Source organism: Actinopolymorpha cephalotaxi, from assembly GCF_013408535.1.
Lineage (GTDB): Bacteria > Actinomycetota > Actinomycetes > Propionibacteriales > Actinopolymorphaceae > Actinopolymorpha > Actinopolymorpha cephalotaxi.
In genome coordinates this window covers 1132360-1158380 of sequence record NZ_JACBZA010000001.1, presented here as the reverse complement: position 1 = coordinate 1158380, position 26021 = coordinate 1132360, and the positions used below count along the sequence as shown (strand labels likewise).

Annotated in this window: 28 protein-coding genes; 9 read left to right on the top strand and 19 right to left on the bottom strand. The window is 72.3% G+C overall.

Annotated elements, in window-relative coordinates; genetic code table 11:
- Window positions 1-18: 18 nt before the first annotated feature.
- Window positions 19-1173, bottom strand: a complete 1155-nt coding sequence (locus FHR37_RS05285) for an acyltransferase family protein (RefSeq protein ID WP_237769075.1) — start codon at window positions 1171-1173, stop codon at window positions 19-21.
- Between the two features lie 169 nt (window positions 1174-1342).
- On the opposite strand from FHR37_RS05285, the gene FHR37_RS05280 reads away from it, so the two are divergent.
- Window positions 1343-1747: a BlaI/MecI/CopY family transcriptional regulator gene (locus FHR37_RS05280; protein ID WP_092888808.1), complete on the top strand. Its 405-nt coding sequence runs from the start codon at window positions 1343-1345 to the stop codon at window positions 1745-1747.
- 2 nt (window positions 1748-1749) lie between these two features.
- On the top strand, window positions 1750-2670 hold the full coding sequence (locus tag FHR37_RS05275) for a M56 family metallopeptidase (protein ID WP_092888806.1): 921 nt from the start codon (window positions 1750-1752) through the stop codon (window positions 2668-2670).
- A 33-nt stretch (window positions 2671-2703) separates the two neighbouring features.
- Here FHR37_RS05275 and FHR37_RS05270 read toward each other — a convergent pair whose 3' ends face one another.
- The 12 genes from FHR37_RS05270 to recG all read right to left on the bottom strand — a co-directional run bounded on the left by FHR37_RS05270 (window position 2704) and on the right by recG (window position 15707).
- Window positions 2704-2892 (bottom strand): hypothetical protein, encoded by a 189-nt coding sequence (locus tag FHR37_RS05270; RefSeq protein WP_092888803.1) that lies wholly within the window; start codon window positions 2890-2892, stop codon window positions 2704-2706.
- Window positions 2893-3141: 249 nt separating this feature from the next.
- The gene (locus FHR37_RS05265) at window positions 3142-4215 is read right to left on the bottom strand and encodes an ABC transporter substrate-binding protein (protein WP_139239174.1); all 1074 of its coding nucleotides are present in this window, start codon (window positions 4213-4215) and stop codon (window positions 3142-3144) included.
- A gap of 110 nt (window positions 4216-4325) precedes the next feature.
- Window positions 4326-7886: a chromosome segregation protein SMC gene (gene smc, locus FHR37_RS05260; RefSeq protein ID WP_092888797.1), complete on the bottom strand. Its 3561-nt coding sequence runs from the start codon at window positions 7884-7886 to the stop codon at window positions 4326-4328.
- A 289-nt stretch (window positions 7887-8175) separates the two neighbouring features.
- Window positions 8176-8373 carry a hypothetical protein gene (locus FHR37_RS05255; protein ID WP_092888794.1) on the bottom strand — a complete coding sequence of 66 codons (198 nt, stop codon included), beginning with the start codon at window positions 8371-8373 and terminating at the stop codon, window positions 8176-8178.
- Between the two features lie 331 nt (window positions 8374-8704).
- Window positions 8705-9562 (bottom strand): bifunctional DNA-formamidopyrimidine glycosylase/DNA-(apurinic or apyrimidinic site) lyase, encoded by an 858-nt coding sequence (gene mutM / locus FHR37_RS05250; RefSeq protein WP_092888791.1) that lies wholly within the window; start codon window positions 9560-9562, stop codon window positions 8705-8707.
- A gap of 15 nt (window positions 9563-9577) precedes the next feature.
- The gene (gene rnc / locus FHR37_RS05245; protein ID WP_092888788.1) at window positions 9578-10366 is read right to left on the bottom strand and encodes a ribonuclease III; all 789 of its coding nucleotides are present in this window, start codon (window positions 10364-10366) and stop codon (window positions 9578-9580) included.
- Window positions 10367-10382: 16 nt separating this feature from the next.
- Entirely contained in the window at window positions 10383-10574 is a 192-nt protein-coding gene (gene rpmF, locus FHR37_RS05240; protein ID WP_092888785.1) for a 50S ribosomal protein L32, read from the bottom strand.
- Between the two features lie 4 nt (window positions 10575-10578).
- Window positions 10579-11169 (bottom strand): YceD family protein, encoded by a 591-nt coding sequence (locus tag FHR37_RS05235; RefSeq protein ID WP_202884482.1) that lies wholly within the window; start codon window positions 11167-11169, stop codon window positions 10579-10581.
- A 235-nt stretch (window positions 11170-11404) separates the two neighbouring features.
- On the bottom strand, window positions 11405-12067 hold the full coding sequence (locus FHR37_RS05230) for a hypothetical protein (protein ID WP_092888782.1): 663 nt from the start codon (window positions 12065-12067) through the stop codon (window positions 11405-11407).
- Between the two features lie 83 nt (window positions 12068-12150).
- Window positions 12151-12648 (bottom strand): pantetheine-phosphate adenylyltransferase, encoded by a 498-nt coding sequence (coaD, locus tag FHR37_RS05225; protein ID WP_092888892.1) that lies wholly within the window; start codon window positions 12646-12648, stop codon window positions 12151-12153.
- 100 nt (window positions 12649-12748) lie between these two features.
- Window positions 12749-13339 carry a 16S rRNA (guanine(966)-N(2))-methyltransferase RsmD gene (gene rsmD, locus FHR37_RS05220; RefSeq protein WP_092888779.1) on the bottom strand — a complete coding sequence of 197 codons (591 nt, stop codon included), beginning with the start codon at window positions 13337-13339 and terminating at the stop codon, window positions 12749-12751.
- A 103-nt stretch (window positions 13340-13442) separates the two neighbouring features.
- Window positions 13443-15707 (bottom strand): ATP-dependent DNA helicase RecG, encoded by a 2265-nt coding sequence (gene recG / locus FHR37_RS05215; protein ID WP_202818360.1) that lies wholly within the window; start codon window positions 15705-15707, stop codon window positions 13443-13445.
- Between the two features lie 164 nt (window positions 15708-15871).
- Between recG and rpmB the strand changes: the two genes are divergently transcribed.
- The gene (gene rpmB, locus FHR37_RS05210; protein WP_092888776.1) at window positions 15872-16057 is read left to right on the top strand and encodes a 50S ribosomal protein L28; all 186 of its coding nucleotides are present in this window, start codon (window positions 15872-15874) and stop codon (window positions 16055-16057) included.
- Between the two features lie 170 nt (window positions 16058-16227).
- Here the strand turns inward: rpmB and FHR37_RS05205 are convergent, their stop codons facing one another.
- Window positions 16228-17319 carry a thiamine-phosphate kinase gene (locus FHR37_RS05205; RefSeq protein WP_092888887.1) on the bottom strand — a complete coding sequence of 364 codons (1092 nt, stop codon included), beginning with the start codon at window positions 17317-17319 and terminating at the stop codon, window positions 16228-16230.
- 326 nt (window positions 17320-17645) lie between these two features.
- Here FHR37_RS05205 and FHR37_RS05200 point away from each other — a divergent pair, with 326 nt between their 5' ends.
- The gene (locus FHR37_RS05200) at window positions 17646-17879 is read left to right on the top strand and encodes an Lrp/AsnC ligand binding domain-containing protein (RefSeq protein ID WP_092656218.1); all 234 of its coding nucleotides are present in this window, start codon (window positions 17646-17648) and stop codon (window positions 17877-17879) included.
- Window positions 17880-17896: 17 nt separating this feature from the next.
- The gene (locus FHR37_RS05195) at window positions 17897-18352 is read left to right on the top strand and encodes a DUF3515 domain-containing protein (RefSeq protein ID WP_202884481.1); all 456 of its coding nucleotides are present in this window, start codon (window positions 17897-17899) and stop codon (window positions 18350-18352) included.
- A gap of 172 nt (window positions 18353-18524) precedes the next feature.
- On the opposite strand, the gene FHR37_RS05190 is transcribed toward FHR37_RS05195, so the two are convergent.
- A complete protein-coding gene (locus FHR37_RS05190) occupies window positions 18525-19688 on the bottom strand; it encodes a D-alanine--D-alanine ligase family protein (protein WP_237769074.1) in 1164 nt (387 codons plus the stop codon).
- Between the two features lie 74 nt (window positions 19689-19762).
- Between FHR37_RS05190 and FHR37_RS05185 the strand changes: the two genes are divergently transcribed.
- Window positions 19763-21022 (top strand): trans-sulfuration enzyme family protein, encoded by a 1260-nt coding sequence (locus tag FHR37_RS05185; protein ID WP_237769073.1) that lies wholly within the window; start codon window positions 19763-19765, stop codon window positions 21020-21022.
- Between the two features lie 3 nt (window positions 21023-21025).
- On the opposite strand, the gene FHR37_RS05180 is transcribed toward FHR37_RS05185, so the two are convergent.
- On the bottom strand, window positions 21026-22033 hold the full coding sequence (locus FHR37_RS05180; protein ID WP_092888770.1) for an NAD(P)H-dependent glycerol-3-phosphate dehydrogenase: 1008 nt from the start codon (window positions 22031-22033) through the stop codon (window positions 21026-21028).
- 14 nt (window positions 22034-22047) lie between these two features.
- Entirely contained in the window at window positions 22048-22731 is a 684-nt protein-coding gene (locus tag FHR37_RS05175) for a lysophospholipid acyltransferase family protein (RefSeq protein WP_202884692.1), read from the bottom strand.
- Window positions 22732-22948: 217 nt separating this feature from the next.
- Here FHR37_RS05175 and cofC point away from each other — a divergent pair, with 217 nt between their 5' ends.
- Both cofC and FHR37_RS05165 read left to right on the top strand, forming a co-directional pair.
- Window positions 22949-23647 carry a 2-phospho-L-lactate guanylyltransferase gene (gene cofC, locus FHR37_RS05170; RefSeq protein WP_092888767.1) on the top strand — a complete coding sequence of 233 codons (699 nt, stop codon included), beginning with the start codon at window positions 22949-22951 and terminating at the stop codon, window positions 23645-23647.
- An 83-nt stretch (window positions 23648-23730) separates the two neighbouring features.
- Window positions 23731-23940 carry a hypothetical protein gene (locus FHR37_RS05165; protein WP_092888764.1) on the top strand — a complete coding sequence of 70 codons (210 nt, stop codon included), beginning with the start codon at window positions 23731-23733 and terminating at the stop codon, window positions 23938-23940.
- A 147-nt stretch (window positions 23941-24087) separates the two neighbouring features.
- On the opposite strand, the gene FHR37_RS05160 is transcribed toward FHR37_RS05165, so the two are convergent.
- A complete protein-coding gene (locus FHR37_RS05160; RefSeq protein WP_092888761.1) occupies window positions 24088-24660 on the bottom strand; it encodes an HU family DNA-binding protein in 573 nt (190 codons plus the stop codon).
- Window positions 24661-25076: 416 nt separating this feature from the next.
- On the opposite strand from FHR37_RS05160, the gene FHR37_RS32325 reads away from it, so the two are divergent.
- Window positions 25077-25211 (top strand): hypothetical protein, encoded by a 135-nt coding sequence (locus tag FHR37_RS32325; RefSeq protein ID WP_269086104.1) that lies wholly within the window; start codon window positions 25077-25079, stop codon window positions 25209-25211.
- A gap of 183 nt (window positions 25212-25394) precedes the next feature.
- On the opposite strand, the gene leuD is transcribed toward FHR37_RS32325, so the two are convergent.
- Complete coding sequence (leuD, locus tag FHR37_RS05155; protein WP_092888755.1) at window positions 25395-26006, bottom strand: 3-isopropylmalate dehydratase small subunit; 612 nt, start codon at window positions 26004-26006, stop codon at window positions 25395-25397.
- Window positions 26007-26021: the final 15 nt, after the last annotated feature.

The following is a 26021-nucleotide window of genomic DNA, read 5'->3' as shown; positions in this document are numbered from 1 at the left end:
AGCAGCTCTACCCGAGCCCTACCCGAGCCCGCGGGGACGCGACCGGAACGCCCAGTCCAGCTTCGGCTCGACCGCCCACCGGACCGCCGCTCGCACCGGCGGCGTGGACAGCAGCCCCGCGAGCAGCACGCCGGCCACCGCGACGGCCAGGACGCCGAGCGTGGTGTGCAGCGCGGGGTGGTCGTACCCGCCGAGGTAGTCGGCCACCTTCACCGGGATGCCGTGCAGGAGGTAGACGTACAACGTGATCGCGCCCAGCGCGGTGAACCACGTCTTCTTCGAGGGCACCAGCGCGAGGAAGGCCGCCGACAGGGTGGTGGCACACACCAGCATCCCCACCCGCATGGCCGTACCCGTGAGGTTGTCCACCCCCAGGTACCCGTTGCTGCGCCGCCAGAAGACCCACTCCACACTCATCCGGGTCTGCGCCCAGTAGGCGACCACCAGGCCGCCGGCCAGCACCGGGACGGCCAGGATGCGCACCCAGCGCCTGCGCAGGTAGGCGAAGTGCTCCGGCTTCAGCATCATCCCGAGAACGAAGAACGGCAGCAGGCTGAGGATCCGGCCGGTCTCCAGCACGCCGGGAAGTTCCTGCAGCCCGGCCGCCAGCGAGATCAGCACCGCCACCAGCAACGGCCAGCGGATCCGCAGCCAGACCGGTGTCGACAACCGCCAGGCGAACAGCGCCAGCAGGAACCACACCAGGAAGTACGGGTCGAGCAAGGTCGGGTTGACATCGCGGCCGCCGACGAACCGGCCCAGCAGCAGGTACACGATCTGGAAGATCACGTACGGCACCAGCAACTGCGTGATGAGCTTGCGGGCCTTGTTCTTCGAGTACGGAAAGCGCCGGGAGAAGTAGCCGGACACGATGATGAACACCGGCATGTGGAACATGTAGAGAAAGAGGTAGAGCGCCTTGCCCACCGGCACGTCACGCAGCGCCTCCATCGCGTGACCGGCCACCACCAGCACGATCGCGATGTACTTCGCGTTGTCGAAGAACGGGTCCCGGGTCTTCGGCACCCGCCCGGTCGCCTCGGGCCTACTCTCCGTGGCAGCGCCGTCGGTGATGGCATCACCCCTCGCGCCCACGTGGCGGGGGTCACCGTCGGAGGACGGCTTCACCGGGTCGGAGGAGGGTGTTCCGGGATCAGCGGCAGGTGTCACCACCGGCGGGACGATACCTATCGCCCGGCGCGCGGCCAAACCGGCGGCCCCGCCCTCGGCGGGCTCCGCACCCGCCGGGCACCCGCTCGAGCACCCGCCGCGTGATCGATCCCACAGCCGTCCCCGCCACCGGGACCGGCCGAGTACGACGCAGCGTCGTAGAATCGCGGGCATGGCGCGGTTGGGAAACCTCGAACGCGAGGTCATGGAGCACGTCTGGTCCGCCACCGAGCCGGTCACGGTGCGCGAGGTCCACGAGGCGCTGGCGGTCGAACGTGACCTGGCCTACACCACGGTGATGACGGTCCTGGACCGGCTGGCGAAGAAGGGGGTCGTCCTCCGGGTACGCGACGGCCGCGCCTATCGCTACCAGGCGGCCGCGGGCCAGGACCAGTTGGTCGCCGACCTGATGCGCGAGGCGCTCGACGGCGCCGGCACCGGGGCCACCCGCGCCGCCGCCCTCGTCCGGTTCGTCGACCAGGCGTCCCCGGAGGAGGCCGCCGCCCTGCGCGAGGCCCTCGCCGAGGTGGACGCCCTCGCCACCCGGCCCTCCCGCCGACGGCCCCCCCGGAGCTGATCATGACGCCGGTCGTCCTGGGTGCGCTGGCGCTGCTGCTGACCTGGCCGGTGCCCGAGCTCCTCGGCCGCGCACGGTGGCCCTCGCTGGTCCCCCGCGCGGCGCTGGTGCTGTGGCAGGCGCTGGCACTGGCCGCCGTCCTCGCCGCCCTCGGCGCCGGCCTGAGCCTGGGCACCGACGTCCTGCTGCATCCCGGGCAGGGTGCGGCGCGGACCGGCCTGCAGCTTGCCGTCACTGCGCTCACCGTCGTGGTCGCGGTCCGGCTGGCGTGGGCGACCGTGCAGGTCGCGGTCCGCACCCGGGCGCGGCGCCGGCACCACCGGATGGTGGTCGACCTGGTGGGCACGCCCGGCGAGCGCCTCGGCGACCCCGCACGGCTGCACGATGAGGAGTCCGGCGTCCGGGTGCTCGCCGAGAGCACGCCGTTCGCGTACTGCCTGCCGGGGGTGCGGTGCTCCCGCGTCGTGGTGTCCTCCGGCGCCCTGGACCAGCTCGCCCCCGAGGAGCTGGAGGCGGTGCTCGCGCACGAACGCGCGCACCTGCGAGCTCGCCACGACCTGGTGTTGGAGGCGTTCACCGCGCTGCGGCAGGCGTTTCCGCGCTGGGTACGCAGCCGGACGGCGTTCGACCGCGCCCACCTGCTGGTGGAGATGCTTGCCGACGACGCCGCGCGGCGCCGGGTCGGTGCTCCCCCGGTCGCCCGTGCCCTGGTGACGCTGGCGTCCACCCCGGCCGCACCGGCCGGCGGGCTGGCCGCCGGGGGCACCGGGACCCTCGCCCGGATACGCCGGCTGGCTCAGCCCGGTGAACCCCACCGGGTCCTCGCGACCACCACCTACCTGGCGGCGGCCGCACTGGTGGTCGTGCCGACGCTCACCCTGGCCGTGCCGTGGCTCGCCCGGCTGGCCGAGCACCTGGCCTGATCGGGCGGCAGGCTCGTCGGGCGGCACGGTTCGTCAGGCGGCGTCTTCGTACTGCCCGTTCAGGCCGGAACGGTCGGGATGGAGCAGATGTGCGTCCTGGTGGTGGTTGGCGTCCTCTTCGGGCGTGGGTGTGCTCGGAGTACGGGCGAAGACCGCGACGAGCGCCATGACCACCAGCGCCAGCGTCGTTATCGCCAGCAGCGAGCCGATGAGAGCAATCACATGGTGAGAGTCCCCTCCCCCGGTGCGACGAAAACGCTTCCGCCCGACCGAAATCTGCTGGGGGCACGACGAATTCCTTCTCCAGCGCGCGCGAGATCTCTTGCCCGCTTGCCGAATCGGCCCATCCGGCCGACATGCACCACTCGTCCGAGCGCCGGATCGCCGTCAGGAAAGGAGAAACCCGGCATCAGGTGTCACGACAGCGCGGACACACCCAGGCACGGGTCGAACGCCTCGAACGCAGCCAGGTCAGCTCAACGCACGCACGAGCGCGTCGGCGCAAGCTCGGGTTGACAGTGGCCCGCCGAAGAACCACGTCCTCGTGCCGAGCCGGTGCACCCGTCCCTCGGCGGCGAACGCGAGTCCCCGCCAGGCCGGCCCGTCGGTCATGGCACCGGTGAAGATGTCGTTGCGCCGGTCGGCCAGGTAGAGGAAGTCCGCCGACGACACCTGGCCGAGGTCGGCGGGGCCGACCGTGGAGAGGCCGTACTGGTCCGGCTCTCCCCGCCAGCCGTTCTGCAGGCCGAGCCGGCCCAGCAGATCCCCGGCCAGCGAGGTTCGCCCGAACATCCGGATCGTGGGCACGCCCTCCACGGAGTACCCCTGGGCGAGCGCCACCGGCAGGTTCGCCGCACCCGCGGCGGCCAGCTTCGAGCGGTCCCGCACGATCGCGTCGTCCAGTTGGCGCAGCACCCAGGCGGCCTGGTCGCCGCGGCCGACCGCCCGGGCCACCGCCGCGAACGTCGTTCGCATCTCCGTCCAGGCGGACATGTCTGGCCGGTACGGGTCGAACACCAGCACCGGCGCGATCCGGCGCATCTGCGCCACCAGAGCATTGGTCTCGTCCTTGCCGACGAGGATGAGGTCGGGCCGCAAAGCACGTACGACCGTCGGGTCGGGCTGCTGGCGCGGCCCGACCTCGGCCGTGGTGCGGTCCAGCCGCGGACCGCCGCCGACCCAGGCCGCGTAACCGGCCTTGTCCGCCACGCCGACCGGCCGGACACCGACCGCCAGCAGGTCCTCGGCGTACGTCCAGTCCAGCGCCACCACCCGGCGGGCCGGTGCCCGCAGCCGCACCGCGCCGTTCACGTCGGAGACGGTCACCGGCTTCGGCCGGGCTGCCCGGGCGCGCGCGGCCGGGCTCGCCGAGGCAGGGCTCGCGGAGGCGGGGCTCGCCGAGGCCGGGCTCGCGGTCCTGGATGCGCTCGAGGAGGTCGAGGCGCCCGGCGCCGGCGAACCCCCGTCGGAGCAGGCCACCGACCCGGCGGCGAGGAGTACGCCGATCAGGCAGGCGCAGACGCGTCGTACGGAAGCGGGACTCACCGGGCTCGCCTCTTTCGGTATTGCCACCGGTCGGACTCACCGATTCGCTTACCCGCCGGCGAAGATCACCGACCGGCCCCGACGGAACCCACGGCCTGTCCGAGGCGGTCCTACGCGGACTCCGCCTCCCGCATCCGCTGGCTGATCACCGCCGACACGCCGTCGCCGCGCATCGACACGCCGTACAGCGCGTCCGCGACCTCCATCGTGCGCTTCTGGTGGGTGACGACGAGCAGCTGGCTGTTCTCCCGTAGCTCCTCGTAGATCTCCAGCAGCCGGCCGAGGTTGGTGTCGTCCAGCGCCGCCTCCACCTCGTCAAGGAGGTAGAACGGGCTGGGCCGGGCCTTGAACAACGCGACCAGGAAAGCCACCGCGACCAGCGAGCGTTCGCCGCCGGACAGCAGCGAGAGGCGCTTGACCTTCTTGCCCGGCGGGCGGGCCTCGACCTCGATGCCCGTGGTGAGCATGTCGTCGGGGTTGGTCAGGACGAGCCGCCCGTCGCCGCCCGGAAAGAGCCGGTCGAACACCTGCTCGAACTGCTTCTCCACGTCGCGGTAGGCCGCGGTGAACACCTGCTCGACCCGCTCGTCGACCTCCCGGACGATCTCCATCAGGTCCTTGCGGGTGGCGCGGAGGTCCTCCAGCTGGCGGGACAGGAACGTGTGGCGTTCCTCCATCGCCGCGAACTCCTCCAGCGCGAGCGGGTTGACCTTGCCCAGGAGGTTCAGCTGGCGTTCGGCGGCCTTGAGCCGCTTGGTCTGCTCGGCCCGGTCGTAGGGACGCGGCTCGCCCTCGGCCTCCTCACCCGGGGCGGGCGGGGACGGCGGAACGGGCACCTCCGGGCCGTACTCGCGGGCGAGGGTCTCCGGGTCGACGCCCAGCTCCTCGATGGCGCGGGTCTCCAGCTGCTCGATCCGCAGCCGCTGCTCGGCCCGGGCCATCTCGTCGCGGTGCACCGAGTTGGTCAGCTCGTCCAGCTCGCCGGCCAGGGCGCGGACCTTCTGCCGGACGGTGTTGATCTGCGCCTCGCGGGCGGTGCGGGCCTGTTCGGCCTCCTGCCGCTCCCGCCCGGCCGCGGCCAGCGAGCCTTCCAGCCGGGCGAGAACCTGGCGTACGGCGGCGAGGACGGCGGTGGCGACCTCCGCCTCACGGGCGCGGCGTTCCCGGCGCACCCGGGCGCGTTCACGGGCCGCCCGCTCCTCGCGGGCCGCCCGCTCCAGGGAGTCGGCGCGGCCGGACATCGCCCGGCCGCGTTCCTCGGCGGTACGCAGCCCGAGCCGGGCCTCCATCTCCCGCTGGCGGCCGTCGCGGCACACCTCGGCGAGCCGGTCGCGCTCGTCGGTGGAGGGTTCCTCGTCCGGGCTGTCCTCGGCGGTGGACAGCCGCTCCTGCAGCTCACCCAGCCCGCTCTGGTCGCGGACGACGGCCTGGCGGGCCTCCTCGATCGCGGTGCCGAGCCGCTCGGCCTCCGCCTGCGCCGACCGGGCCGCCGAGCCGAGCTGGCCCAGGCGTTCGGCGACCGCAGCGAGCTCGGCGTCGGACTCGTGCAGCCGGCTGAGGGCCTGCTCCGCACCGGCCGCGGCGGCCTTGCGGCGTTCCTCCGCCTCGGCGCGTTCGGCGCGCAGGCGCTCGGCCCGTGCGCTCGCCTCGCGCAGCCGCTCGGTGGCGTCGTCGACGGCGGCCTGGACCTCCAGCAGGCTGGGCTGGGCCGACGATCCGCCGTACGCGGTGTGGGCGCCCAGCAGGTCGCCCTCGCGGGTCACCGCCATCACGTCCGGCTGGTCGGCGACCAGCGCCCGGGCCGCGGCGAGGTCGTCGACCACGGCGACCCTGGCCAGCAGCCGGACCAGCGCGGGCAGCACCTGCGCCGGCGCGCTGGCCACGTCGACGGCGTAGCGGGCGCCGGGCGGCAGAGCGGGCCAGTCCGACGGAGCGCCCTCGGCGCCCGGGCCGGCGCCGCCGACCAGCAAGCCGGCCCGGCCGAGGTCCTCGGTTCGCAGGTGGTGCAGCGCGGCCACGGCCGAGTCGACCGACTCCACCGCCACCGCGTCGGCCGCCCGGCCCAGCGCGCCGGCGACGGCCGCCTCGTAGCCGGGCTCCACCGACAGCAGGGCGGCGACCGAGCCGAGCTGGCCGGACACGCGTTCGGTGGCGGCGAGCAGCTCGGCGGCGCCGTCCTTGCGGGCCAGGCCCAGCTCCAGCGCCTCCTTGCGGGCGGCCAGGGCAGCGCGTTCGCGTTCGGCCTCCTGCTGGTCCTGGCGCAACGTCACGAGCTGTTCCTCGAGCGTCTCCAGGGCGGTCTGCGCGGACTCGTACACCGCGTCCAGGCCACGCTCCCCGGCGTCCAGGCTCGCGACCTGGCTCTCCACCCCGACGAACTCCTCCTGCGCCTGCTCGGCGCGGGCACTCGCCTCGGCCCGGGCGGCGGTGAGGCGCTCGACCTCGGCCTCGCGAGCCTCCAGCCGGCTGCGTACGGAGTTGACCTGGCCGGTGAGCCGGGCCAGCCCCTCGCGCCGGTCCGCGGCGGCGCGGGACAGCGCGGCGATCCGGCGTTCCTCCTCCGCCAGCGCCCGCTCGGAGGCCTGCCGGTTCCCGACCGCCTGGTCCAGCGCCTCGCGGTGGGACTCGGTCTCGGCGGCGATCGCCTCCTCCTCGGCCCGCACCCGGGCCGCCTCCTCCTCCAGCTGGTCGGGGTCGCGGCCGGGGCGTTCCTCCTCCCGCGCCTCGGCGAGATGGCGGCTGCGCTCGACGGCCAGGCCGGCGGTGCCGCCCAGCCGCTCCTTCAGGCTGGACAGGCGGTACCACGTCTCCTGAGCCCGGGCCACCCGCGGAGCGTCCGCCCGCAGGCTCTCCTCCAGCTCGGCCTCCTGCGCCTGCGCGACGCTCAGCTCGCGCTCGACGGCGGCCCGGCGCTCGCGGACCGCGGACTCGTCGGCGACCTCCTTGGCCAGCGTCGTGGTGAGCTGGCCGAGATCGTCGGCGAGCAGCCGCAGCCGGGCATCGCGCGCGTCGGCCTGGATCACCGCCGCCTTGCGGGCGGCCTCGGCCTGCTTGCCCAGCGGCCGCAGGGCGCGCCTGATCTCGGTGAGGAGGTCCTGCAGCCGGGTGAGGTTTCCCTCGGTGGCGTCCAGCTTGCGAAGCGCCTTCTCCTTGCGCTTGCGGTGCTTGAGGACGCCGGCCGCCTCCTCGACGAAGCCGCGCCGGTCCTCCGGCGTCGCGTGCAGGATCGAGTCGAGCCGGCCCTGTCCGACGATGACGTGCATCTCCCGGCCGATGCCGGAGTCGGAGAGGAGTTCCTGGACGTCGAGGAGCCGGGACGTGCGGCCGTTGATGCTGTACTCGGACCCGCCGTTGCGGAACATCATCCGGCTGATGGTGACCTCGGCGTAGTCGATCGGCAGGGCGCCGTCGCTGTTGTCGATGGTGAGGATCACCTCGGCCCGGCCCAGCGGGGCCCGCCCGGACGTACCGGCGAAGATGACGTCCTCCATCTTGCCGCCGCGCAGGCTCTTGACCCCCTGCTCACCCATCACCCAGGCGATCGCATCGACGACGTTGCTCTTGCCCGAGCCGTTCGGGCCGACCACGCAGGTGATGCCCGGCTCGAAGTGCAGGGTCGTCGAGGACGCGAACGACTTGAACCCACGGAGCGTCAGGCTCTTGAGGTACAACGCGCGCTCTCCTCGGTGCTTCCGGGGCCGGGCCGGGACTCGGTGGTCCGGGGCGCCGGCCTGGGCGTGGTCTGGGCACTGGTCCGGGTGCGGAGGTCCACAGCCCGTACGGGCCGGTGGGGACCTGTGCCCGACGATACCGGTGGTGAGCGCCGGAGCCGTTCGCGACGCGGCGGGGAAAACCTCGTCCGAAGCATTCCAGGCACAACAAAACGGGACGCCTCAGATGAGGCGTCCCGTTCCATCTCGGTCTTTCGAGGCTGGTCCACTCAGTGAGACCGGATCTCCCTCAGGTCAACGCGGGCTCGTGCCGGGCGTCGATGGTGAGCAGTTGGTCTTCGTGCACCACTGCGGAGAGAGAGTCGTTTTCTGCCTGAAGACGCATGACATGCGCCTCCAGATCCGATACTCGCTTTTGCAGACGTCGCACCTCGGAGACCAGACGGGGGTCGGGGCCACCGACGTGGCCGAGGAGCGCTTTCGCCATAGGGGGTCCTCCACGCTGAGTGACCTAAGGTTTGGGTCGCAATGTCGCAGCACTCAAGTGGGGCAGGGAGCGCGGCGGTGTTTCTAGAATCTCACCACAGGGCCATGCCGTCAAGGTGACCGCACCGCGACCCACCGTAGTCAAGTGATCGCACTCCCCACTTGTCCGGCAATATCTCCACCGGACCGCAGGACGGACGAAGCGGTGTCATCACTTTCATGACGGACTGAATCTCGGGTCAGATCCCTTGTACACAAGGGAAAACAACTTTCCATGTCGCCGGCGGCAGTTGTCCGGCGTACGCCGGAAATATGTGCCGACGTGGTGGAAGTCACCAGCGACCGCGACGCGGACGGGGCTGACACCTCGGGCAGGTGAAGGACGACCGATTCATGAAGGGATCCCGCCGCACGGCGTTTCCGCAACGTTCACAGGGTTCGCCTTCCCTGCCGTACACAGAAAGCGAACGCGCGAAGTAACCGCTTTCGCCGTTGACGTTGATGTAGAGACTGTCGAACGACGTTCCGCCGGCAGCGAGAGCGGCGTTCATCACGGTGCGGATCTCGGCCAGCAACGTCCGCGCCTCGGTTCGTCGCAGCGTGTCGGTCGCCCTTGCGTAGTGCAGGCGCGCCCGCCACAACGCCTCGTCGGCGTAGATGTTGCCCACACCGGAGATCAGCCGCTGGTCGAGCAAGGCGCGCTTGACACCGGTGCGACGGCGGCGCAGCGCGGCCACGAAGTCGTCGTCGGCGAATTCGGGATCGATCGGGTCCCGGGCGATGTGCACGATCTCGGCCGGAAGCTCGGCGCCGCCGGGACTGATCGACAGGCCGCCGAACATCCGCTGGTCGACGAACCGCAACTCCCAGTCCGGCTGGTCGGTGAACGTGAACCGGACCCGCAGATGGGGTTCGTCCGGGTGTTCGGTGGGTACGACGACGAACTGGCCACTCATGCCCAGATGGGCCAGCAGGGCGTCGCCGTTGTCCAGTGGCAGCCAGAGATACTTCCCGCGCCGCCGGGCTCCCACGACGCGGTGCCCGACCAACTGGTCGGCGAAGTCCTGCGGGCCGGCCAGGTGCCGGCGTACCGGACGAGGATGACCGACCGCGACAGTGGCGATCGCGTGCCCGACGACGAGCTTCTCGATGCCCGCGCGGACGACCTCGACCTCGGGCAACTCCGGCATGCCCGATCCCCTCGCTCAGGCCGGAGCCGCACCCGCGGCGCCGCCGGTGGGCCGGTCGGCAGAACCGCCGCTCGACTGGTCGGCCGAGCCGTCGGTGCTCTCGCCCAGCATGGTGCGGATCGCCGTCCAGGCCGCCTCGGCGGCCTGCTGCTCGGCTTCCTTCTTGCTGCGGCCGGTGCCGACGCCGTGGTCGGTGCCACCGACCACGACGTGCGCGGTGAACACCTTCTCGTGGTCGGGGCCGCGCTCCTCCACGACGTACTCCGGCACGCCCAGCGAGGCACGTGCCGTGAGCTCCTGGAGGCTGGTCTTCCAGTCCAGACCGGCGCCCAGCCGGGCCGACGCCTCCAGCAGCGGGTCGAACAGCCGGTGCACGAACTCCTGCGCCAGCGGGAAACCACCGGCTAGGTAGACCGCGCCGATGACCGCCTCGACCGCGTCGCCGAGGATCGACGACTTGTCCCGGCCGCCGGTGGTCTCCTCACCGCGGCCGAGACGGATGTACTTGCCCAGGTCCAGTCGCCGGGCGACGTCGGCGAGCGCCCGCATGTTGACCACCGCCGCCCGCAGCTTCGCGAGCTGTCCCTCGGACAGGTCGGGATGCGTGCGGAACAACGCGTCGGTGATCACCAGGCCGAGCACCGCGTCGCCCAGGAACTCCAGGCGCTCGTTGGTCGGCAGGCCGCCGTTCTCGTAGGCGTACGACCGGTGTGTCAGGGCGCGTTCGAGCAACGCGTCGTCCAGCACCAGACCAAGCTTGGTGTTCAGCTCGGCGTACGCCACTGTCCCCCCGAGGCGATCCACTGACTCAGACCGAAACTCAGACGTCGATGACCTGACGGCGCCCGGCACGAGGACCGTACTGCCCACACTGCGGGCACGCACGGTGCGGCAGGTGCGAGGCCCGGCACGCGGGGTTGGCGCAGACGACCAGCTGCGGGGCCGACGCCTTCCACTGCGCCCGCCGGCTGCGGGTGTTGCTCCGCGAAACCCTCCGCTTGGGAACGGCCACGCCACTACTCCTTTACCTCGGGCCGTCGGGGCGAACCCGCGACCTCGTTGTCCGTGTCGTTCTGGTCGTCCGGCACGACCGTGGCCAGCGCCGCCCATCGAGGGTCGATCGCCGCCTCGTGCTGGTGCTCAGGGTCGTCTGCCAGGCGCGCGCCGCACTGCGGACACAGCCCCGGACAGTCGTCTCTGCACACCGGTTGGTACGGCAACGCGAGCACAACCGTGTCACGCACCACCGGCTCGAGGTCGAGCAGGTCGCCCTCGAGCCGACTCGCCTCGTCGTCCTCGATCTCGCTCTCCGGGAAGACGTACAGCTCCTGGAAGTCCACGTCGAACGGTTGCTCGAGTGGCTCCAGGCACCGCACGCACTCACCGGTCAGCAGCACCCGCGCCGTGCCGGACGCGAGCACCCCCTCCACCACCGACTCGAGCCGCAGTGCGAGCTCGAGGTCGCTGCCTTCGGGTACGCCGAGGACGTCGATGCCGAGTCCAGCCGGTGCGGGCACCGAACGCTGGAGCTTACGTTGTGCCCCCGGGCGGCGGCCGAGCTCGCGAGTGTCGAACACGAGCGGCGCCTGAGGGTCGACGGTGCTCAAGGCGTCCTTGCTTTCTGGGTCGCAGGGCTGGATTCGGCCTCGATCGAGACCGGCTATCGAGAGTACCCGAGGGGCGGTGGTGCACTCAACGCGGCCCGGTCGCTCGCTCCCCGTGTCCGTGCCGGGAGCGTACGGGACGCGGGGCGCCGACCCGGACGAATCCCGGTCGAACCCGGACGCATCCGGACGGACCGACCGCCCGGGACCGGCCGGGCACTCGCCCGAGTCTCGTCGGTCACTCGTCGGGTCGCTCACCGGGCAGCGGGGGCCCGTCCGGGTCGCCGCCGGCGAAGGAGTCGTCGAGGCCGCTGCGGTCGCGCAGGCGTTCCCGGCCACGGGTCACCGAGTCCAGGGTCCTGCGTAGGGACTGCTCGAACCTGCCGAGCTTGGTCTCGACGTACTCGTCGACCTCCGCCGGCGACTTCGGGCCGCCGCCACCCCGGCCGGCGCCCGCGCCGCGGCCACGCAACTCCTCCCGGCCGAGGGCCACCGAGGCCAGCGTCTTCTGCAGGGCGATCTCGAAGCCGGCCAGCTTGCCGTCGACGTAGTCGTCGACCTCACGGCGCAGCCCGTCGGCCTCCTCCTGAGCTTTGGCGGTCAGCTCGTCGGCGGCGGTGTGGGCCTCGCGATGGATGTCGGTGCGTTCGACGAGCTCGGCACGCTCGCGGCGGGCCTCCTCGACCAGCCGGTCGGCCTCGGCCCGCCCCTCGGCGACGATCGCGTCCCGGTCGGCGGCCACCTTGCGCGCCGTCTCGAACTCCTCCGGGAACATCCGCTGCGCCTCGTCGAACCCGGCGAGCAACTCCGTCCGGTTGACCAGGCACGACGCGGACAGCGGCACCGACCGGGCGCTCTGCACCATCCGGCGGAGCTCGTCGAGCTTGTGCTGCACGTCCACGATGTGTCCTTTCCGAATGCGGCCCCTTGCCGAGTCGGCAGCGGGGAGTCGGGCGACGTCGCCCTCGGCCCGAACCGGGCCGGCTAGGGCCTGTCCTGCGCCGGGGTGTCACCGAGCCGGGCGACGAGCCGGCTCAGCACGTGCTCGGGCACCAGACCCGAGACGTCGCCACCGTACGTCGCGACTTCCTTGACCAGACTCGACGACAGGAAAGAGTACTCGGGACTGGTCGGGACGAAGACGGTCTCGACGCCGGTGAGGCGGAGGTTCATCTGCGCCATCTGCAGCTCGTAGTCGAAGTCGCCGACGGCCCGCAGCCCCTTCACGATCGCCTGGATGCCGTGCTCGCGGCAGAAGTCGACCAGCAGCCCGTCGAACACCGCGACGCGTACCTCGGCGAGGTCCTTGGTGACCTCCCGGATCAGCTCGACCCGCTCGTCCACACTGAACAGGCCGGCCTTGCGGGGGTTGGCGCCGACCGCGACCACCAGGTCGTCGAAGAGGCGGGCAGCGCGCACGATGATGTCCAGGTGACCGTTGGTCACCGGATCGAACGACCCCGGGCACACCGCGCGGTGCACTGGCGCCTCCCCTGCCTGTTCGCTGTCCTGGCCCCCCGGCCTGTTGCCGGCCCGTTCGCCGACCTGTCCGGCCGCGCCGGTCACCGGCGGCGAGGGCGCGCTACCCCTCGATGGTGCCCTCCCCGTCCGCGGCGTGACCGTACCAAAGAGCCGTGTCGCCGTACTTCCGCATGCGGTCGGCGGCAAACCCGGGTGGCCACGAAAACGCGGCCGACCGCGCGGACCGCTCCACCACGACCACCGCGTCCGGGGCCAGCCAGCCGTTGCCGGCGAGGTCGCGCAGGACGGCGACCACCGCGGCGTCGGGCAGGGAGTACGGCGGGTCGACGTAGACCACTTCGAAGCCGTCCGGCTCCGGTGGCGGGCCGCCGACGACGCGTTCGACCCGGCCGGCCAGCAGGCTGCCGCCGGGCAGGCCCACCGTGCGGAGGTTGTCCCGGATCACCCCGACGGCCCGGCGGGCCACCTCGACCAGCACGACCGCGGACGCACCGCGGGAGAGCGCCTCGATCCCGACGGCGCCACTGCCGGCGTACAGGTCGAGGAACCGCAGACCCTCCAGCGAGCCCAGCTCGGAGCTGAGCGAGGCGAACAGCGACTCGCGTACGCGGTCCGAGGTCGGCCTGGTGTCCTTCCCGTCGGGCACGCTCAGCCGGCGCCCACGGGCCTCTCCTGCGACGATGCGGCTCATCCTCGCCATCCTCTCGCACGCAGGGGGCCGCGCCGGGATCAGGCCGTCACCCGGCGGGCGGCGGCCGGCAGTTGGCGAGGAGAGCTGTCCGGCGGGGCCGGGCTCAGGTCTTCTCGAGGTAGTCGGCTCGGTCGTCGTCGTACAGCGCCGCCACCGCCTCCGCCAGCGCGGGCTCACCGCGCAGGCCGGGGTCGGCGTCGACCACCTCCGCGGCGTCGGTGCGGGCCTGGGCGATCACCTTCTCGTCCCGGATCACCGCGAGCATCCGCAGGCTCGACCGGCGCCCGGACTGGTCGGCGCCGAGGACGTCGCCCTCCCGGCGGTGCTGGAGGTCGATCCGGCTGAGCTCGAACCCGTCGGTGGTAGAGGCCACCGCGTCCATCCGGGACCGGGCCGGTGAGCCTTCGGCGGCACCGGTCACCAGCAGGCACAGCCCGGGGTGGCCGCCGCGACCTACCCGGCCGCGCAGCTGGTGCAGCTGGGAGACCCCGAACCAGTCGGCGTCCATCACCACCATCGTGGAGGCGTTGGGTACGTCGACGCCGACCTCGATCACCGTGGTCGCGACCAGGACGTCGATCTCGCCCGCGGCGAACCTGCGCATCGCGGCGTCCTTGGCGTCGGAGGGCTGCCGGCCGTGCAGCTGCTCGACCCGCAGCCCGGCGAGCGGCCCCTCGGCGAGCTCGGCGGCGAGCGCGACCACCGCGGTCATCTCCCGGGTGCCGTCCGCCTCGACGTCGGCCGGGAGGTCGGAAAGGTCGGTGTCCTCGCCGGGACCACCTGCGCCGCGGCGCTTGGTGTCCCCGCCGTCACCGTCGTCGCCGATCCGCGGGCAGACGACGTACACCTGCCGCCCGGAGTCGACCTCCTGGCGCACCCGGCGCCACGCGTGGTCGATCCAGTCGGGCTTCTCCGCCAGCGGAACGACGTTGGTCTGGATCGGCGCGCGTCCGCTCGGCAGCTCGCTGAGCGTGGACACCTCCAGGTCACCGAACACGGTCATGGCGACCGTGCGCGGGATCGGGGTGGCGGTCATCACCAGCACGTGCGGAGGCGTGCCGCCGGCCTTGCCGGTGAGCGCGGCGCGTTGCTCCACGCCGAACCGGTGCTGCTCGTCGACCACCACCAGCCCGAGGTCGGCGAACTGCACCTTGTCCTCCAGCAGGGCGTGCGTGCCCACCACCACACCGGCCTCGCCGGAGGCCGCCTCGAGGAGCGCCTTGCGGCGGGCGGCGGTGCCCTGCCCGCCGGTCAGCAGCGCCACCCGGGTGCCGTCGTCGGCGCCGCCGATGAAGCCGCGCTCGGCGAGCGGGCCGAGCAGGGCCGTGATCGAACGATAGTGCTGCTGGGCGAGCACCTCGGTGGGCGCGAGCAGCGCGGCCTGGCCACCGGCGTCGACCACGGTGAGCATCGCCAGCAGCGCGCAGACCGTCTTGCCGCTGCCCACCTCACCCTGCAGGAGGCGTTGCATCGGGTGGTCGCGGGCCAGGTCGGCCGCGACGTCGGCACCCACCGCGCGCTGGCCGTCGGTGAGCGCGAACGGCAGCCTGGCCTCGAACGCCGCGCGCAGCCCGCCCTCGCCGGCGACCCGGGGACGCGCGGGCAGCTGCCGGGCGGCCGACCGGCGGCGGGCCAGCTCGGTCTGCAGGACGAACGCCTCCTCGAACCGGAACCGCTTACGGGCGGCGTCGACGTCGGCCATGGATTCCGGCCGGTGAATCGCCTCGAACGCCTCCTTCAGGCCGAGCAGGCCCCGGCGCTCGCGTACCGGCGCGGGGATCGGGTCGGGCACCTCTCCCAGCGCGTCCAGCACCTTGCGCACGACCCGGGCGATGCTCCAGGTCGCGGCCTTGGCGGTGGAGGGGTAGATGGGCATCAGCGCACCGGCGAACTCCTCCACGATCGAGTCCGGGTCGGAGTCGGGGTCGGACTGCTGACCGAAGAGCACGTAGTGCGGATGGCTGAGCTGAAAGGTGTCGCGGTAGGAGTCGATCTTTCCGGCGAACAGCCCGCGCACGCCCTTGTGGAGGTCCTTGGCCCGCCACGGCTGGTTGAAGAACGTCAGTTTCAGCTCGTCATGGCCGTCGGTCACCACGACCTCGAGGAGGTCGCCCCGACGGGTCTTCATCGAGCGGAGGTTCACCGACTTGATCTCCGCCTGGACAGTGACCTCCTCGCCCACCCGGAGGGAGCGGAGGTTGGTGAGCTCACCGCGCTGGACGTAGCGCCGGGGGTAATGTCGCAGCAGGTCGCCGAGGGTCGCCAGCTCCAGGCGGTCGCGCATCGCCTTCAGCACGTCGGCCTTCGCGAACCCCGACAACGGCATGCCCAGCTCGGCCTTCTCCGGAAGCCGCAGGAGCTTTGCCATCACACCTCCACGGTCGTTGCCGTCGAGGCTAGCGGGCGGCACCCCCGACGGGCCGGTTGGCGCTTTCGTGTGGACGTCGGATACTCTCAACCGGTTGCCCGGTCCGCTTTGGCGTGCGCTGGGCAGCGGTCCATGTCCTCATCTTGCTCGGGAGAGTGTCTCCGGTGGCTGCCGTCTGCGACGTTTGTGGCAAGGGGCCCGAATTCGGCAACAACGTGTCGCACTCGAAGCGGCGCACCCGTCGACGGTTCGACCCCAACATCCAGCGGGTTCGTGCGACCGTCCACGGCACTCCGAAGCGGGTCAATGTCTGCACCTCCTGCCTGAAGGCGGGCAAGGTCACTCGCTGACCCCGCCCCACCTGCCGCGGGACGTGCGCACGCCGTACCCCAACCTGGATCGAAGGTAGATCCTTCACAGACCGATCGACCGACGTGGCCGGTCACCCTCCCGGGGGTGACCGGCCACTCGGCGTGTCCGGCCCGAAAACTCAGCGGATCTCGGCGGACCTCGGCGGACCTCAGCGGAAGTGGTCGTGGCCGGCCGGGCCGTCGTACACCTCGCCGTCCACCGTCACCGGCGGCTCGTCGCTCGGCCGGGGCTGCCCCTCGGCCTGCTGTCCCCGCTCCTGCGCCGGGAGCACCCGGCCGACGACCTGCCACCGCTCGGGGAGCTCGACGTCCGGTCCGAACGTCGCGGCCAGCGCGTGGTCCTCGCCGCCGGTGAGCACGAACGCCAGCGGGTCGGCGTTGATCGCCGCCGCGACGGCGCGCAGCGGATCCGCGACCTCCAGCGTGCTGGTGTCCACGTCGATGCGCACTCCGCTGGCCCGGGCCACGTGCCCCAGGTCGGCGAGCAGTCCGTCGCTCACGTCGATCAGCGCGCTCGCTCCCAGCGCGGCCGCCTCCGGGCCCGCGTCGTACGGGGGTTCGGGCCGGCGGTGCGCCTCCACGACCACCCGCGGCGACCGGAAGCCCCGGCCCAGGACGGTGAGCCCCGCCGCGGACCAGCCGAGCCGCCCGCACACGGCGACCACGTCGCCTGACCGCGCGCCGGACCGGGTCAGCGGCGCCCGTCCCTGAAGGGTGCCGAGCGCGGTGATCGAGATGACGATCGGGCCCGACGCCACCACGTCCCCGCCGGCCACCGACGCCCCCGCCGCCGTCGTCTCGTCCCGGAGCCCGTCGGCGAACTCCAGCGCCCACTGCGCCGGCAGGTCCGGCGGCGCCCCGAAGCTCACCAGCAACGCGGTGGGGACGGCCCCCATGGCGGCGACGTCGGCGAGGTTCTGGGCCGCCGCCTTGCGGCCCACGTCGTACGCCGGCGACCAGTCGCGGCGGAAGTGCCGGCCCTCGACCAGCATGTCGGTGGTGGCGACCACGCGGTTGTCCGGAACCGAGATCACGGCCGCGTCGTCACCGGGGCCGAGCAGGACGTCCGGGCCGGTCGGCAGGCGTGCGCTCATCGCGGCGATGAGCCCGAACTCCCCCAGCTCCGCCACACTGCCGCCGGTACCCTCGCCGCCGTCCGACCGTCGAGAGCCCGCCTGAGTTCCCCTGATCTGCGTCACCTGCGCCGCTCCTGACCTCGCGTCGTTGATGTCAGCCCTCATCGTGCCGTGTCCCACCCAGGAGGGAACCGGCACGGTGCACCTTCGCCGGGCACCCGCCCGAGCACCTATGCGGGCACCCGTACGCACCTCGCCGGGCACCCTTGCCGACGGCCCGGACCGGGGTAGCGTCTGAAACATCCCTCAGGTTTGCCGCCGAGCGCCGTCGCCGCGAGGCCCGCTGGCCGACGGCTTGCAGGGTGGGGGCGCGCGGAACGCCCACCTCGCGATACCGTGCTCACTCACTTGACCGACCTTGGAGCATCACCACCGAGACGATCGTGCGAACGACCGCGAGGTGAGGCCCTCCAGCCCGAGAGGACGTATCGATGGTTCAGGCCTACATCCTCATCCAGACCGAGGTCGGAAGGGCGGCCGAGGTCGCCGAGGAGATCTCGCACATCACCGGCGTCACCCTCGCCGAGGACGTCACCGGTCCGTACGACGTGATCGTCCGGGCCGAGGCCCACAACGTCGACGAGCTCGGCCGGCTCGTCGTCGCCCAGGTGCAGGGGATCAACGGCATCACCCGGACCCTCACCTGCCCGGTGGTCCACATCTGACCCGGCCACCGTCCCGGTTGCTCGCCGCGTCCCTCGCGCTCGCCGCGCTCGGGGTGTTCGCGGCGGGCTGCGGCGAGCCGACGGTACGCGTCGAGCCGCCCCATCCGACCGGTGCCGCCGAGGCCGCCTGCCGAAGGCTCTTCGCCGCGCTGCCCGCGCAGGTGCTCGGCGAGTCCGCGCGGGTGGTGCAGCCGGCCTCCGCCAACGCCGCGGCATGGGGGGACCCGCCCATCCTGCTGCGCTGCGGCGTGCACCGGCCGGCGAAGCTGCGGACCTCCTCGGACTGCCTGGCGATCGACCACGTGGGGTGGTTCTCCGAACGCGCCACCCGCGGCTACATCTTCACCACCATCGGCCGGGACGCCTACGTCGAGCTGTCGGTGCCCTCGGCGTACCAACCGCCGTCGAACGCACTGGTGGACGTCGCGGCGGCGGTCCGGCAGGCCGTCCCCGTGCGTACGCCCTGCGTCTGACGTCTCATCGACCGAGCCCTGCGGTCCGCTCCCCTCGGAGCGCACCGCAGGGGTCCCCCGACGCGGTGGCCGTGCGTCAGAGGACCCCCCGTCCTCCGGGCCCGCCCAGGCGCTGCGTACGTCCCGGGCGAACCGAACCCGTCGGCGAGCCGCCGGGCCGGCGGCTCACGAGTCAGCGCAGGCCGGTCGGTCTGCGCAGGGCGAGCTGGATCAGGTGGTCGCACAGGGCGGCGTAGTCGACTCCGCTGGCGGCCCACATCCGCGGGAACATGGAGTACGGAGTGAACCCCGGCATCGTGTTGATCTCGTTCAGCAGGAGGGTGCCGTCGTTGCGGAGGAAGAAGTCGACCCGGGCCAGGCCCTCGGCGCCCAGCGCCTCGAACGCCCGCACCGCGATCTCCTGCACCTGCCGGGTGGACTTCTCGTCCAGGGACGCCGGCAGCGCCAGGTCGACGTGCCGCTCGTCGTCGAGGTACTTCGCCTCGAAGTCGTAGAACTCGTACTCCGTGCCGTACCGGATCTCCGCGACCGCGCTGGCCCGCGGGGGCCCGCCGTCGAGGCTCTCCAGCACACCGCACTCGATCTCCCGGGCACCCTCGACCGCGGCCTCCACGAGCACCTTGGGGTCATGCGCCGCGGCCTTCTCCACCGCCTCGCCGAGGTCCTGCGGCCGGCTCACCTTGGTGATGCCGATGCTCGAACCGCCGCGGGTGGGCTTGACGAAGACCGGGTAGCCGAGGGAGGCGACCGCCTCCTCGCACGCGGACCGGTCGGCCGCCCAGGCACCGGGCTTCAGCAGGGTGTAGGGCACCACCGGGAAGCCCTGGCCGGAGAAGACGAGCTTGGCGAAGTGCTTGTCCATGGCGACCGCGCTGGCGAGCACACCGGCGCCGACGTAGCGGACGTCGGCCATCTCCAGCAGGCCCTGGAGCGTGCCGTCCTCACCGAACGGCCCGTGCAGCAGCGGAAAGACGACGTCGACCTCACCGAGGGTGCCGGGCACCGTCGCCGGGTCGAGCGAGACCAGCTCGCCGCCGCGGTCGTTGGCGAGCACCACCGCGGTGCCCTTCTCGTCGACCTCGGGCAGCCGGCCCGCACCGATCGCGAGCCGCTCCGGGTCGTCCTTCTCCAGCACCCAGCGGCCGTCGACGGTGATACCGACGGGGATGACGTCGTAACGCTCCCGGTCCAGTGCCCGCAACACGCTGCCGGCGGTCGCGCACGACACGGCATGCTCGGAACTGCGGCCACCGAAGACGACGGCCACCCGGGGCTTGCGTCCGGTCCGCGCGGACGGGTCTTCACCCGCCTGCGGACCCCGCTCGTACTCACTCACCGGCCTGACCCTACCGGTCGCCGACATCGGCCGCTGACCGGTCAGCTCGGGTGCGACTCGGGAAGAATCGGTGTATGTCCGACTTCGAGGAGCACGCCGCGCCGGAGCAGCCTCCGGCCCAGTCACAGTCCACGCCGATGGCGCAGTCGCCGGAACAGTCGCCGTCACACTCGCCGGGCGCGCCCGCACTCGGCCTGGACACGGTGGCGGTCACCGCCGGCCGGCCACCGCACGACCCGGACCAGCCGCTGAACCCGCCGCTGGTGCTCGCCTCCACCTACGTCGCCGGCGGGGACCTGGAGTACGGCCGGTACGCCAACCCCACCTGGACGGCGTTCGAGGAGGTGCTGGGCGCCCTGGAGGGCGGCCGGGCGCTGGCCTTCCCCTCGGGCCTGGCGGCGGTCGCCACGATCCTCGACCTGGTTCCGGTCGGTGGGGTGGTGGTCGCGCCCCGGCACGCCTACCTCGGCACCGTCGGGCAGCTGGCCGACCTGGTGGAGTCCGGACGGCTCAGCGCGGCGCCGCTGGTCGACATCGCCGACACCGAGGGCACGCTGGCACTGCTGCCCGGCGCCGACCTGGTGATCCTGGAGTCACCCACCAACCCCGCGCTGGAGGTCGCCGACCTGCCCGCCCTGTGCGCGGGCGCACGGGAGGCCGGCGCGGCCGTGGTGGTCGACAACACGTTCGCGACCCCGATGCTGCAGCGCCCGCTGGAGTACGGCGCGGACGTCGTGCTGCACTCGGCGACGAAGTACCTCGCCGGCCACAGCGACCTCGTGCTCGGCGCGCTGGTGACCGCGCCGACCGAACGCGGGAACGAGCTGCACGACCTGCTGGACTCCCGGCGCCGCAAGCTCGGCGCGACACCGGGGGCGTTCGAGACCTGGCTGGCCCTGCGCGGCCTGCGCACCCTGCCCCTGCGGGTCGAGCGCGCGTGCGCCAACGCCGCCGTCCTGGCGCACCGGCTGGCCCAGCACCCGGCGGTGGACAGAGTGCGGTATCCCGGGCTGCGCGACGATCCCGGCCACGCCCGTGCGACCGCACAGATGTCCGCGTACGGCGCCGTCGTGGCGGTGGAGGTACGCGGCGGCGCCGAGGCCGCCGAGGCGCTCACGACGGCGACCAGGCTGTGGGTGCGCGCGACCAGCCTCGGCGGGGTCGAGTCGACCCTGGAACGCCGGCGCCGGTGGCCGGGTGAGAGCGCCACGATTCCCGACAACCTGGTGCGGCTCAGCGTCGGTGTCGAGGACGTCGAGGACCTGTGGGCCGACCTGTCCGCGGCCCTGTCGGCCGTCGGTGGCGATGCCGGCGCCGACGCCGACGCCGGCTGAGCGTCACCAGCCGTGGCGTTCGGGCTTCGCGCCGCGGCTGACCAGGCTGGCGATCAGGTGCGAGGGCGACAGCTCGCCGCGGACGACCCGGGTCACGTGCTCGGCGACCGGCATCTCCACCCGGTGCCGGCCGGCGAGCTCGAGGATCGCCGCGCAGGTACGTACGCCCTCGGCGACCTGCCGGCTGCCGGCGCCGGCCTCGGCGACCGTGCGCCCCTCCCCCAGGGCCGTGCCGAGCTGACGGTTGCGCGACAGCGGGGACGAGCAGGTGGCCACCAGGTCGCCCAGCCCGGCCAGTCCCGCGAACGTGTGCGGGTCCGCGCCCAGGGCCACACCGAGCCGGGTCACCTCGGCCAGTCCGCGGGTGATGAGCGACGCCCTGGTGTTGTCGCCGAACCCCAGCCCCACGGCGATTCCGACCGCGAGCGCGATGACGTTCTTCGCCGCGCCCGCGAGTTCGCACCCCACCACGTCGGCGTTGGTGTACGGCCGGAACGCCGGTGAGTGGCACACCCGCTGCAGTCGCCTCGCCACGCCGGCGTCCACGGACGCGACGACGCTCGCCGCCGGCTGTCGTTCGGCCACCTCGCGGGCGAGGTTGGGACCGGTGACGACGGCGACCCGCTCGGGCCGAACCCCGGCCGCCTCGGCGATCACCTCGCTCATCCGCTTGCCGGAGTGGAGTTCGACACCCTTGGCCAAACTGACCAGCACGGCGTCGGCGGGGACCAGCGGCGCCCACCGGACCAGGTGGGAACGCAACTCCTGCGCGGGTACGGCGAGGAACACGTAGCGCGTTCCGGCCAACGCGGTCTCGACGTCCGCGGTCGCGGTCACCGCCGCCGGCAACCGCACCCCGGGCAGGTAGTCGGGGTTCTCCCGCCGCTCCGTCATCGCGTCGGCGAGCGCCCGCCGCCGGGCCCACAGGCCGACCGTCGCGCCCGCGTCGGCGAGCACCAGCGCGAACGCCGTGCCCCAGGAGCCGGCGCCGAGGACCGCCGCCCCGGTCATGCGAAGGACCAGCCCTACGCCCGCCGCTTGTACGGGTTGCCGATGCTGGGCAGGCCGGTCTTGCCCGGATCGAACCGCACGGCCGGCGGGGACTCGTGCCGCAGACCCGCCACCATCCGGGTGAGCACGTCCATGAGTTCGTTCGTGGCCTTCTTCAACAGCGACGGAGTGAACGGGACGTCGCGGTAGGCCGACAGGTCGAACGCCGGTCCGGCCTGCATCCGCATCGTCTTGCGGGGCAGCAACCGGGGAATCTTGGCGTACGGGAGCAACACGTCCTGCGCACCCCACTGTGCGATGGGAACGATCTCACATCCAGTACGCAAGGCGATCCGGACCGCACCCGTCTTGCCGACCATCGGCCACAGGTCGGGGTCGCGGGTGATCGTTCCCTCGGGGTAGACCACGACGCACTCGCCGCGATCGACTGCCTGGCAGGCTTCCTTGAGCGCGTCGCCCGCGGTGCGCTTCTCCCGGTGCACCGGGATCTGACCCGCCGACCGCAGGAACCTGCCGACCACCGGAATGTCGAACAGGCTTGCCTTGGCCAGGAAGCGAACCGCGCGTCCCTGCTCGTGCAGGAAGTGCCCGAGCGCGATCGGGTCGAAGTAGGACAGATGGTTGGTGACCGCGATGAAACCACCCTCGCGTGGTATGTGCTCGCCACCTCGCCAGTCACGCCTGGTGAAAGTCGCCATGGCTGGCCGAATTGCGCCGACGGCGATGTCGTAGGCCCGACCGGTGCGGGGCAGGGGCACGCTGTCCTCCTCGTCGATCCTCACCAACGTGAGGGAGCTGAGCTGACGCCGGCCGCAGGCCCACTGGCCGCGCCGCTTGCCAAAGTGTGAGGTACGCGGCAACCGGTGTCGACCGGCGGGTCGGGGTCGCTTGCCCGAGGCTGAGAGGATCGGGGCGATGTCAACGCAAGAACGTCCCGTGGCTCCGGCCGGTTCCATCGGCTGGAGCCTGGTGGTGCCCGTGAAACCCGCGGCGGTCGGAAAGTCCCGGCTCGCACCGTTCGCCGGTGGGCATCGCACCGAACTCGCACAGGCGATGGCGATCGACACCATCACCGCTGCTCTCGCGTGCCCACGGGTGGTCGAGCTGCTGGCGATCACTCCCGACCAGGAGTTCGCCGCGGTGCTGGCCGGGGTCGGTGCGGTCGCCGTCACCGACGAACCCGCCGCCGGGCTGAACGCCGCACTGCAGCACGGTGCCCGGCTGGCGCGTTCGCGCCGCCCCGACGGCGCCGTGGCCGCCATGCTCGCCGATCTTCCTGCCCTGCGGCCGAACGAGCTGACGACGGCACTCGACGCCGCGACGGCCTGGCCGACGTCGTTCGTCCCGGACGCCGCGGGTGTGGGCACGACGCTGTACTGCACGGCGCCGGGCGTGGACTTCGCGCCGAGGTTCGGCGGACCGTCGCGCCGGGCACACCTGGACGCCGGCGCGGTCGAGCTGACGCCGGTGCCGATCACGTCCGTACGCCGCGACGTCGACACCGGCGCGGATCTCCACCAGGCCAGGGATCTGGGCGTCGGACCGCGGACCCGGGCAGCCCTCGCGGCGATGGCCCGGCGTGGCGACCCGGTGGCGGAGACCGGAACTTCCTGAGGGTCACCCGGCATCTCGAGAGACCCGGCGACGTCGTGCCGAGTGGACGCCCCGCCCGCGGCGAATGCCCTAGGCTGCGGGTCATGCAGGCGACGGTGCGAACCTTCGACCCGAGCTCTCGTGCGGGCACTGTACTGGCCGACGACGGAGTCGAGTTGCCGTACGACGCCACCGCCCTGCCCGCCGGCCTTCGCGGGCTGCGGATCGGGCAACGAGTCCAGGTGGAGTTGACGACCCCGGACGAGCCGGGGACCCGGGTGAGTTCACTGCACATCTACACGCTGCCGTACTGAGCTCCCGTACTGAACTGCCGTACTGAGCCGGCGTGCCGACCTGCCGGGTACTGATCACGAGCGGACACAAGCGAAGGGCCGAGCCCCGAGGGGATCGGCCCTTCGCTTACGTCCTGCATGGTCCGGTCGGTGACCGGTGGAACGCCGTCAGCGCTTGGCGGTGCGCTTGGCCGGAGTCCGCTTGGTGGTGGCCTTCTTCGTCGCCGTGGCCTTCTTGGCCGCCGTGCCCGTGGTCTTCTTGGCCGCGGTCTTCTTGGCGGTCGTCGCCTTGGTGGCGCGCCCCGTCGTCGCCTTCTTGGCCGCGGTCTTCTTGGCCGGCGCCTTGGTGGCGGCGACCTTGCTGGCCGCGGACTTGGTGGCGGCGGTCTTCGTGGCGGCGGTCTTGGTGGCCGCGCGACCGGTCGTCGTGGTCTTCTTGGCCGCGGCGAGCTTCGGCAGCTTCTTGGCACCGGAGACGACGGCCTTCAGCTCCGCACCAGCGCGGAACTTCGGCACCGACGTCTTCTTGGCGCGCTTACGCTCGCCCGTGCGGGGGTTGCGGACCATCCGGGCCGGGCGGTCGATCTTCTCGAACGCGCCGAAGCCGGTGATCGCCACCTTTTCTCCGGACGCCACAGCACGAGTGATCGTGTCGATCACGGACTCGAGCGCGTGCTGCGCATCCTTCTTGTTGTCGTCGAAGCGCGAAGCGAGCACCTCGACCAGCTGGGACTTGTTCACTGTTTCCCTCCGTGAACGGGATTGATACGAGCCTGCGCTCGGTTCTTGCGCACGTTAGGGAATGTAGCGCCGTTCCTCCGTCACCGTCGCCACCGGTTCCCAATGTCGACGGGGATACTGCCCCGTTCGCGCGTGTTCAATGCATACCCGAAGCCCACCCGAACCGACTGTCCGGACGGGTCGGGAGCCGCCTCGACGGGCCGCCGGTCCCCTGCTCTGGTTGGGGATGCGGCCTCGGCTCTGGCCCCCCGCCCGCCCCCTCGACAGCGTCTCGCACCGGCGACGGGTGCACCTCCCGGTCCGGGTGGCGCGGTCGAATCGACAGCGAAAACCCCTTGCACGATTGGGGTCTGGCGTACTCACGGATCTCCGGCGGTGCGGCGCAGGCCGGCGGCCCGGCCGGAGGAACCGCCGTCGTGACGGCCGCCGTCGCCGAGGTCGCGGCCTCGGCGAGCAAGATCGTCAACCAGGGTGGACGGTCCGGGATCCCCACCGTGCAAGGGCGCCGGCACCGGTTCCCGGCCGACGTTCGGGACGTCGAGAAAATCTGAAAAAAAGTCAGCGAAGACTTCACTCGCTTCGGCGTGTCGCACCCGGCATGTCGCGCACGACTGCACGAAGAAGCCCGGTGCGGAGCCGGTTTCGCGGCTCCGCACCGGGCTGGAAGCGTTCCCAGAAGGGGTCGCGGCACCGTGGTGCGGGTCGGTTTCGCCCCCGGGGGAAGGTGTTCTACGTCACGCGAGCACCGGCAGCGTGGTCGGCTTGTGGGTGGGCCGACGGGCTTCGTAGGCGTCGATCTCGGTGACGTGGGAGAGCGTGAGCCCGATGTCGTCCAGTCCCTCCAGCAACCGCCAGCGGGTGTAGTCGTCGAGGTCGAAGGTCTCCCGGATCGCGTCCGGACCCGAGCCCGCGAGCACCAGCCGGTGTTCCAGGTCGACCGACACCTTGGTCTCCGGCGCCTCCTCCAGCAACGCCCACAGGCGTTCGATCACCTTCTGGTCCACCAGGGCTGCCAGCAGGCCGGCCTTGCCCGAGTTGCCACGGAAGATGTCGCCGAAGCGGGAGGACAGCACGACCTGGAAGCCCGCGTCCTGCAGCGCCCAGACGGCGTGCTCACGCGAGGATCCGGTGCCGAAGTCGGGGCCGGCGACCAGGATCGAGGCGCCCTGGTGTTCGGGCCGGTTGAGTACGAAGTCGGGGTCGCCGCGCCACGCGGCGAACAGGCCGTCTCCGAAGCCGGTGCGGGTGACCCGCTTCAGGTAGACGGCGGGGATGATCTGGTCGGTGTCCACGTTGGCCCGGCGCAGGGGAAGCGCCTTGCCGCTGTGCAAGGTGAACTTGTCCATGGTGTGCTCCCGGGT

Coding starts and splice junctions, on each gene's coding strand:
- FHR37_RS05280 (WP_092888808.1), top strand. CDS start 1,343: ATGGCGCGGTTGGGAAACCTCGAACGCGAGGTCATGGAGCACGTCTGG.
- FHR37_RS05275 (WP_092888806.1), top strand. CDS start 1,750: ATGACGCCGGTCGTCCTGGGTGCGCTGGCGCTGCTGCTGACCTGGCCG.
- FHR37_RS05255 (WP_092888794.1), bottom strand. CDS start 8,373: ATGGCGAAAGCGCTCCTCGGCCACGTCGGTGGCCCCGACCCCCGTCTG.
- mutM (WP_092888791.1), bottom strand. CDS start 9,562: ATGCCGGAGTTGCCCGAGGTCGAGGTCGTCCGCGCGGGCATCGAGAAG.
- rsmD (WP_092888779.1), bottom strand. CDS start 13,339: ATGAGCCGCATCGTCGCAGGAGAGGCCCGTGGGCGCCGGCTGAGCGTG.
- recG (WP_202818360.1), bottom strand. CDS start 15,707: ATGGCAAAGCTCCTGCGGCTTCCGGAGAAGGCCGAGCTGGGCATGCCG.
- FHR37_RS05205 (WP_092888887.1), bottom strand. CDS start 17,319: ATGAGGGCTGACATCAACGACGCGAGGTCAGGAGCGGCGCAGGTGACG.
- FHR37_RS05200 (WP_092656218.1), top strand. CDS start 17,646: ATGGTTCAGGCCTACATCCTCATCCAGACCGAGGTCGGAAGGGCGGCC.
- FHR37_RS05185 (WP_237769073.1), top strand. CDS start 19,763: ATGTCCGACTTCGAGGAGCACGCCGCGCCGGAGCAGCCTCCGGCCCAG.
- FHR37_RS05180 (WP_092888770.1), bottom strand. CDS start 22,033: ATGACCGGGGCGGCGGTCCTCGGCGCCGGCTCCTGGGGCACGGCGTTC.
- FHR37_RS05175 (WP_202884692.1), bottom strand. CDS start 22,731: ATGGCGACTTTCACCAGGCGTGACTGGCGAGGTGGCGAGCACATACCA.
- cofC (WP_092888767.1), top strand. CDS start 22,949: ATGTCAACGCAAGAACGTCCCGTGGCTCCGGCCGGTTCCATCGGCTGG.
- FHR37_RS05165 (WP_092888764.1), top strand. CDS start 23,731: ATGCAGGCGACGGTGCGAACCTTCGACCCGAGCTCTCGTGCGGGCACT.
- leuD (WP_092888755.1), bottom strand. CDS start 26,006: ATGGACAAGTTCACCTTGCACAGCGGCAAGGCGCTTCCCCTGCGCCGG.